The organism is Rhodococcus rhodnii NBRC 100604, from assembly GCF_001894925.1.
In the GTDB taxonomy this organism is placed as follows: domain Bacteria; phylum Actinomycetota; class Actinomycetes; order Mycobacteriales; family Mycobacteriaceae; genus Rhodococcus_F; species Rhodococcus_F rhodnii.
Map to the genome: position 1 here is coordinate 23,933 of NZ_BCXD01000038.1, position 6,902 is coordinate 30,834.

Annotated in this window: 10 protein-coding genes; 6 read left to right on the plus strand and 4 right to left on the minus strand. The window is 66.6% G+C overall.

Features of this window, described 5'->3' with window-relative positions; all coding sequences use genetic code 11:
• Nucleotides 1–63 precede the first annotated feature (63 nt).
• Both RR1_RS19915 and RR1_RS22420 read right to left on the minus strand, forming a co-directional pair.
• Nucleotides 64–1,323, minus strand: coding sequence for an amino acid permease (locus tag RR1_RS19915; RefSeq protein WP_010836916.1), 1,260 nt, complete (start codon nt 1,321–1,323; stop codon nt 64–66).
• Nucleotides 1,324–1,431: 108 nt separating this feature from the next.
• A complete protein-coding gene (locus RR1_RS22420; protein ID WP_010836915.1) occupies nt 1,432–1,656 on the minus strand; it encodes a helix-turn-helix domain-containing protein in 225 nt (74 codons plus the stop codon).
• 162 nt (nt 1,657–1,818) lie between these two features.
• Between RR1_RS22420 and RR1_RS22425 the strand changes: the two genes are divergently transcribed.
• The 6 genes from RR1_RS22425 to RR1_RS19950 all read left to right on the plus strand — a co-directional run bounded on the left by RR1_RS22425 (nt 1,819) and on the right by RR1_RS19950 (nt 5,614).
• Nucleotides 1,819–2,715: a helix-turn-helix domain-containing protein gene (locus RR1_RS22425; protein ID WP_010836914.1), complete on the plus strand. Its 897-nt coding sequence runs from the start codon at nt 1,819–1,821 to the stop codon at nt 2,713–2,715.
• Nucleotides 2,716–2,728: 13 nt separating this feature from the next.
• Nucleotides 2,729–2,935, plus strand: coding sequence for a hypothetical protein (locus tag RR1_RS19930; RefSeq protein ID WP_010836913.1), 207 nt, complete (start codon nt 2,729–2,731; stop codon nt 2,933–2,935).
• Nucleotides 2,932–3,777 carry a DUF2637 domain-containing protein gene (locus RR1_RS19935; RefSeq protein WP_010836912.1) on the plus strand — a complete coding sequence of 282 codons (846 nt, stop codon included), beginning with the start codon at nt 2,932–2,934 and terminating at the stop codon, nt 3,775–3,777. Before RR1_RS19930 ends, RR1_RS19935 begins: the two co-directional genes overlap by 4 nt.
• Nucleotides 3,774–4,148, plus strand: a complete 375-nt coding sequence (locus RR1_RS19940) for a hypothetical protein (RefSeq protein WP_010836911.1) — start codon at nt 3,774–3,776, stop codon at nt 4,146–4,148. The genes RR1_RS19935 and RR1_RS19940 overlap by 4 nt, the downstream gene beginning before the upstream one ends.
• Nucleotides 4,149–4,812: 664 nt before the next feature.
• Complete coding sequence (locus RR1_RS19945; protein WP_010836908.1) at nt 4,813–5,301, plus strand: hypothetical protein; 489 nt, start codon at nt 4,813–4,815, stop codon at nt 5,299–5,301.
• Nucleotides 5,294–5,614, plus strand: a complete 321-nt coding sequence (locus tag RR1_RS19950) for a hypothetical protein (RefSeq protein ID WP_010836907.1) — start codon at nt 5,294–5,296, stop codon at nt 5,612–5,614. Before RR1_RS19945 ends, RR1_RS19950 begins: the two co-directional genes overlap by 8 nt.
• Nucleotides 5,615–5,668: 54 nt before the next feature.
• On the opposite strand, the gene RR1_RS19955 is transcribed toward RR1_RS19950, so the two are convergent.
• Nucleotides 5,669–5,872, minus strand: coding sequence for a hypothetical protein (locus RR1_RS19955; RefSeq protein WP_010836906.1), 204 nt, complete (start codon nt 5,870–5,872; stop codon nt 5,669–5,671).
• Nucleotides 5,856–6,758: an LAPAL motif-containing putative phage structural protein gene (locus RR1_RS19960; protein ID WP_010836905.1), complete on the minus strand. Its 903-nt coding sequence runs from the start codon at nt 6,756–6,758 to the stop codon at nt 5,856–5,858. The genes RR1_RS19955 and RR1_RS19960 overlap by 17 nt, the downstream gene beginning before the upstream one ends.
• Nucleotides 6,759–6,902 lie beyond the last annotated feature (144 nt).

The window sequence follows — 6,902 nt, forward strand, 5'->3', positions numbered from 1 at the left end:
TGTCCGGACGAGAATGCAACAAACCCATATACGGGTCCGCCACCGTTACCGAATCATGACCTTTCACCGCTGGTCGAGTTCGTCGCGGAACTCCTGCCATCGCGCGAGATGGCCCCGGCGGCGGCGCACGACGAACCAGGCGATCGCGAGCACGACGAACCACACCGGCGTGACCAGCAGTGCGCGCAGCGTGTCGGCCTGCTGCGTCAGCGCCCACAACACGAAGCCGAAGAACGCGAGCACGACCCAGCACATGACGATCCCGCCGGGCATTCGGAAGCGCGAGGCTGCGTGCAGCTCCGGGCGCCGGCGCCGATACGCCATGTAGCTGCACAGGATGATCGTCCACACGAACATGAACAGGACCGACGAGATCGTCGTGACGACGGTGAACGCTTCGATGATCGACTCGCCCGAGAAGAGCAGCACGAGTGACGCGAGCAGGAACGTGCACGAGAAGAACAGCGCGTTCGCCGGCACCCGCCGCGCGTTCAGTGTCGCGAGCGGCGCCGGCGCGTCGCCTTCCTGCGCGAGCCCGTAGATCATCCGCGATGTCGAGTAGATGCCCGAGTTCGCGGACGACGCCGCCGACGTCAGCACGACGAAGTTGACGACGGACGCCGCGATCCCGAGCCCCGCGAGCGAGAACATCGCGACGAACGGGCTGTGATCGGGGCTGATCTCGCGCCACGGCGTCACCGAGACGATGACGACGAGCGCGAGGACGTAGAAGAGCAGGATGCGGATCGGAATCGAGTTGATCGCGTGCGGCAGCGTGCGTTCGGGATCGCGCGCCTCCGCCGCCGTCGTCCCGACGAGTTCGATGCCGACGAACGCGAACACGGCGATCTGGAATCCCGCGACGAAGCCCATCACACCCGTCGGGAAGAGGCCGCCGTCGTTCCACAGATTGGCGAAGCTCGCCCGGGCGCCGTCGGGCGCCTCGAACGACGAGAAGATCATCACGAGGCCCACGACGACGAGCGCGAGGATCGCGATGATCTTGATCAGCGCGAACCAGAACTCGGTCTCGCCGAACGCCTTCACCGTCGGCAGGTTGAGGCACAGCAGCACGACGATCGCGACGAGTGCCGGGATCCACAGCGGCAGATTCGGCCACCAGTAGTCGACGTATCCGGAGATCGCGACGATGTCCGCGATGCCGGTGACGATCCAGCAGAACCAATACGTCCATCCGGTGAAGAACCCTGCCCACGGCCCCAGGAGATCGGCGGCGACGTCGGCGAAGGACTTGTAGGCGAGGTTCGACAGCAGCAGCTCCCCCATCGCCCGCATGACGAAGAAGAGCATGAACCCGTTCATCGTTCGATAGAGGTAGCTAAACCTGCCTTATTGGCCGCATGTTTGGGAGCTGCACCTGCAGTGGGTGGGCGGCTCGTGGGCGTGGGGAAGACTCGCCCGCGGGCCGTTCTACTGCTCGCCCGCCGGCTCCTCCCCTGTCTGCAGCCATTCGAGGGGGACACCGGTTCGATGAGCCCAGAGTCGTTGCGTGACAAGGGGTGGATTGGCTCGTCCGGACATGTACCGCCCGACGGTCTCGCGCGCGATGCCGAGGTACTCGGCCATCTCGGTGGACGTCATGCCGGCGGCCTTCAGCGACTTCCGGAAACGGTCCGACATGTCCCACTCGGGCACCCGCCCTCCGGCCCTCGACGCCGCATCACTTCGTGATTCCACGTCACAACTAGACATCACTGTGGACGGCGTGTCAACATGGCCGGACCGCAACAGAAAAAGGGGCGCGCCGCGAGTTCCAGCTCGCGACGCGCCAGTGTCCGACTGACAAGGAGTCGAACATTGAGTCAGCATACCGACGTCGTGCGGGGCTACAACCTGCCGACCGATCACTTCACGATCGTGCCGAACGCCTGGATTCGCGATCGTCGCCTCTCCCGCCGCGCACGCGGCCTGCTCATCGAGCTCATGTCGCACCGGCCCGGCTGGCGCACCTCCGTCGCATCGCTGTCCGCGTCCGGCACCGAGGGCGAGGCAGCGATCAAGACGGCACTCCGCGAGCTCCGCGACGCCGGATACCTCCGCCTCGAGTGGACCCGCGACGAGCGCGGGCGCCGCACCGGATCGGCGTACATCATCCAGGAGCCACCCGCCGAGTCTCCGCAGCCCGAGCCACCGGTCGAACATCGACCCGTGGATGAACCCGCAGGTCACACCCATGAGGGTGGTTTTCGACCGGTGGACAACCCACCGGTGGATCAGCCACCGGTGGCTAATCTGGGTACTAAGAAGAACATCTTTCAAGAAGAACATCTTCAAGAAGATTCAACCGCTGCACCGCGCGTGACCGCGGCACCCGAGCCCGCCCGGGACGGCGGCAGCAGCCGCGAGCTCGCGGACACGAACCGACAGATCCTCGCCGACCTCGAGCACGCCTGCCGCGCCGCCGGACTTCGAGCACGATTCGACCGCGTCTCGACGGCCGACCGCGACGTGATCGCCGGGCTCGTCGCCGAACACGGCACCGCACGGCTCACCGCCGAAGCCCGCGCGCTGCACCGCCCCGACGACCCCGCGCGATTCGCGCAGGCATGGATCCCCGCGTGGCTGTCGATGCCCGCGCCACGCAAGACCACTCCCCTCCCCGTGTGCACCGACTGCGACCACGGCTGGCTCAACGTCGACGCCGATATCGCCTGCCCGACCTGCCGCCCGAACCTCGCGCGCCGCGCCTCCTGACAGGACACCCGACATGACCGAACGCTTCACGTACGACGCCTTCAAGATCGCGACCGACTACCGCGACCGATACGAGGATCAGCCCGAGATCTGGGCCGCGCTGAACGCGATGATCATCGAGCTGGCGAACGCGCACGTCTTCGCGAACGCCGACCACGGCGCCCACAGCTTCATGAGGGTCGGCGTCAGCCCGAACCCGCCGGCGGGAGATGCGAAATGAGCGCCGCGCCGTCCGGCGGCGCTCGCTTCGGCCGACGGCTCGACGTAGCCGCGCCCTACGCGATCGCCGCGATCGGATTCATCCTCAGCTACGCGAAGCTCGCCGAGCTGGCCGAGCGTGCGGGCTACGGCACCGTCACCGCGCACCTGTGGCCGCTCGCCGTCGACGGCCTCGCGATCGTCGCGACCCGCGGCGTCCTCACCCTCACCACGCCGTCCGCGCGACGCTACGCGTGGGTGATGCTCGGCGCCGGCACCTCGGTGTCCGTCATCGCCGCGATCACCGCCGGCATGCTCCCGCCCGGGCCGCTCCCGCCCGCCGCGACAGCTGCCGTCTACGTCGTCCCGCCGCTGTGCCTGCTCGTCGCACCGCACCTCGCGGTCAAGATGCACGACCAAGCACGCCGCGACACCGGAACCACCGATGTCGCACCCACACGCACCGAGCCCGCGACGTCGCGCCGCGCGACACCACCTGCCGCGGTAGCGCATGCCGCGACCGACATCTCGCCTGCGACACCCGATGTCGCGGCGGCGAAGCCGGAGGACGAGTGCGACACCGTCCCGATCCCCGGCGTCGCACCCGCGACACCGAAGCTCACCTCGATCCCGAACGCGCAGGTCACGAACGGTGCGACAGCCGCGACCGAAGAGACGCGACAGCGCGTCATCGCGATGAAGACCGCGAACCCCGCGCTCTCATTCCGAGCGATCGCGCGCGCATGCGATACCTCCGACAAGAACGTCGGCCGGTGGTGGAAGGCGCACCAGGAGTCGCGGTGCGACAAGGTCGCGCTGTCTGCTGCGCCGGTCGGTGCGACGTCTGATAGACAAACCGCGTGAATCAGATACGCGCAGCAGCCGCGATCAGCGTCCTCGCCGCACTCCTCATAACTGCGTGCGGCACCGCATCAGCCGACGACACAGAAGCTGAACACGAAGCGATGCGCGAAGCGTGCCGCGACTGGATCCTCGACCAGCTCACGTCGCCCGGGTCGGCTCAATTCGGCGAGATGGAACTCACCGAGAAGACGAGGGAGATCTGGAACGAGGACATGACGGAGCGACTGACCTTTACGCACACTGTCTCTTCGTGGGTCGATTCTCAGAACTCCTTCGGTGCGCTGGTGCGAACGAACTTCGGCTGCGACATGCGCTATGACCCGGAGACAGGCAAGGGAGATGCGATCTGGCGGATCACCGACGACAAATAGCCGACTGCAGGAGTCAGGAGGCGCGCGGCAACGGCGGCATCTCGATCACGACATCGACGAACAGCAGGCCCCCGGCGCTCGCCGGGGGCCTGCTTCGTGAAATCGCGTAGTCAGGGGTGCGACCCACCTACCCATCGTGATTCCGCAGCATCAGCGTACTCGGCTGACGCATCCGATCGCCGGTACACGCCGGTGTATGGGTGACATTCCCGCAGGTGCGGCAGGTGTGGGTGCGGTGGCCGCCGTTGGTGACGGCGGTGCAGGCACAGGGCAGCCAGCCGACGATGACGCGGCGCGCGCCGAGCGGGTGCCCGTTGCCGCAGTGTGTCGGTGCGGGTTCGGTGTGCCTCACCCACCGATGTTCGCACATTCGTTCGATCGACTGCTAGCGTGGACGTCGGGACGGCACCGGGCGAGAGGGAAGCTCACTCGGCGCCGTCCCCGCCCGTCTCCCGCCACGCGAGCAGCTCGACCTCCCACAGCACCCAGTCGAGTCGTGGGTCCCATCCGTCATCGTCCATGCCGGTATCGACGCACGCGGCGACCGTGCGGTTCCCTAGACGTCAGCTCTTCATTGGGGTAGTTTGTTGTCGGGAACACAGAAACGCCCCGCCCGGTGCGGACACACCAGACGGGGCAACGACCAGAAACAGGGGTTCTGATCATGACCAACTCTAACCGCAAGGTCACCTCGCTCGAAGCGTGGAAGATCACCGGCGTGCACCACGTCACGATCGACAAGGCCGGCGCCGTACTCGGTGTCCGCGCCGACGAGAACGGACTGTTCGACGAGCGCGACCTGCGTGCCGCGGTCGGTGCACGCCGCAACCGCCGGCGCGCCTCCCAGCGGCCCAAGCACGGCCCGCACTGGCTCTCCCCTGCTGGGCAGGAGGCGATGCGCGCCAACGTCCGCGAGCTCGACGAGCGGCCCGTCCGCCTCACTCTCGAGAAGTCCACGGAGGACTCGTGGCACATCCTGGGGCTCGGCTTGCCCGCGACGATCTGGCGGCTCGACCTCCCGCACGGCCTCACCTGGGGACTCACACACCAGGTCTACGCGAACCCCGACACAGCGCCGATCGCCCGCTACGGCCGCAGCCCGCAGGAGATCTTCGACGCCGTGCAGCGTGCCTGGTACGCCGACCGTGATTGACGCCGCGACCGTCGCCCGCTGGCAGGCGTGGCGGGCGGCAGGCGCCACGTTCCGGGAGATCGCACGCGCAGCCCGCGTGAGCGACAAGACCGTCCGGAAGGCACTCGCCGGGGTGAGCCCGCCGGTTCGGCGCGGGCCACAGAAGCGGCCGATCAGCGTCGACGACGTGTGCACCCTGATCGACCAGGGGCATTCGTGGACGGAGACAGCGCAGTTGCTCGGCTGCTCGCGGACCCTCGTCATGGCCCGCTTGCACGAGGCCGGTCGGGTCGCGAACCCGGACACCCGGCCCCGCAAGAATCGCTACCACTGAGCCCTGCCGACCGCAGACAGCCCCGCGTCGGCATATTTCCTGGCATATTGCCACTTACTCGCGGGGAGCCTCGCGCTTGATGAGTTTGGGCACGCTGAGGGTCGCGACCACTACTGCCGGGACGATCACCAGTGCGTTCATGCTCGCGTAGGTGACGAGCACGTAGGCGAATATGCCGGATGCGACGGCGACCACCAGCACGATCAGGTTGGCGACGTCGAGTCGACGACGCGAGTTCTGCCTATATGTCGTCGTCACCTGCCGTCCTCCTGTGCCTCTCGACTTTGAGAACAGTCCATTTCGTGCTTGTTCGGCCGTTCTTCACGACCTTATCCTCGTGGATCGTCAACTGGAAGATGTCTGTGTTGCTGATCGCGAGGCCCTCTGCCACTTGCCGGAGGAAGTCCTTGTCGGTGACCTTCACCTTCCGCGGCCTGCCTGCGGCTTTGACCCGCCACTTCGTCGGGTCATCGAAGTCGATGGCCTGCATCGTAGCCAGGACGGGGAAGTCGTCCTCCTCGTTCTCGATGTCGTCCGACGGTGCCACGCTGTCGTAGTCCGCTCGTCGCAGAACCAAGGGTTCGGGCGTGGCCTGTTTCGGATCGTCGTCAGCCGCCGGCTGACTGCCAGTGACATCGAGCGTCTCGACGCGGTCATCGCTGAGCGGCGTCATGATCTCCCGCAGCTGCTTCTTGCGCCGACGCTTGCGCTTGTTCAGCTCGTTCCAGACGTTCCTCTGAACCTCCTGAGTGGTTCCGTCTTGCCAAACGATCTTCACATTTCCGTTCTGCAGGTGCTCGAAGTCCTTCACTTCGGCGCGCATCGCCCGCGTCGACCACTCGATGATCTTGGCGATCGTCGGCACGCCGGTCACGGCCGCAATCGTTTCCCAGTTGTCGCTCGCCACCCGTATCGCTTCGATGATGAACGAGCCCTCCTGCGCGGGCCGAACCAGCACTTGCGAATCGGCGGGTCCGTCTTCGTGGAACACGCCCGCCTTGTCGAAGTCGCCGACGATGCCGGCCAGTCCTTGCAGCACTTGCGCGACGTCGGCTGCTCGCAGCTCGTGCAGTGCCGAAGCCGACTCCGGTCTCCCGTCGAATCGGAGGGTGACTGAATCGAGGATCTCGCGGCTGTCTGACATGGGCGGATCTTAGCCATGCGGAGAATGTCCGATTCATTCGAGGCGAACCGCCAACGGCATCGGTCGACAGAATGCCGAAAGCGCCCCCACCCGTGGGTGGGGGCGCTTCGTCGTGATGCGGGATCAGTAGCTGCGGAAGGTGAT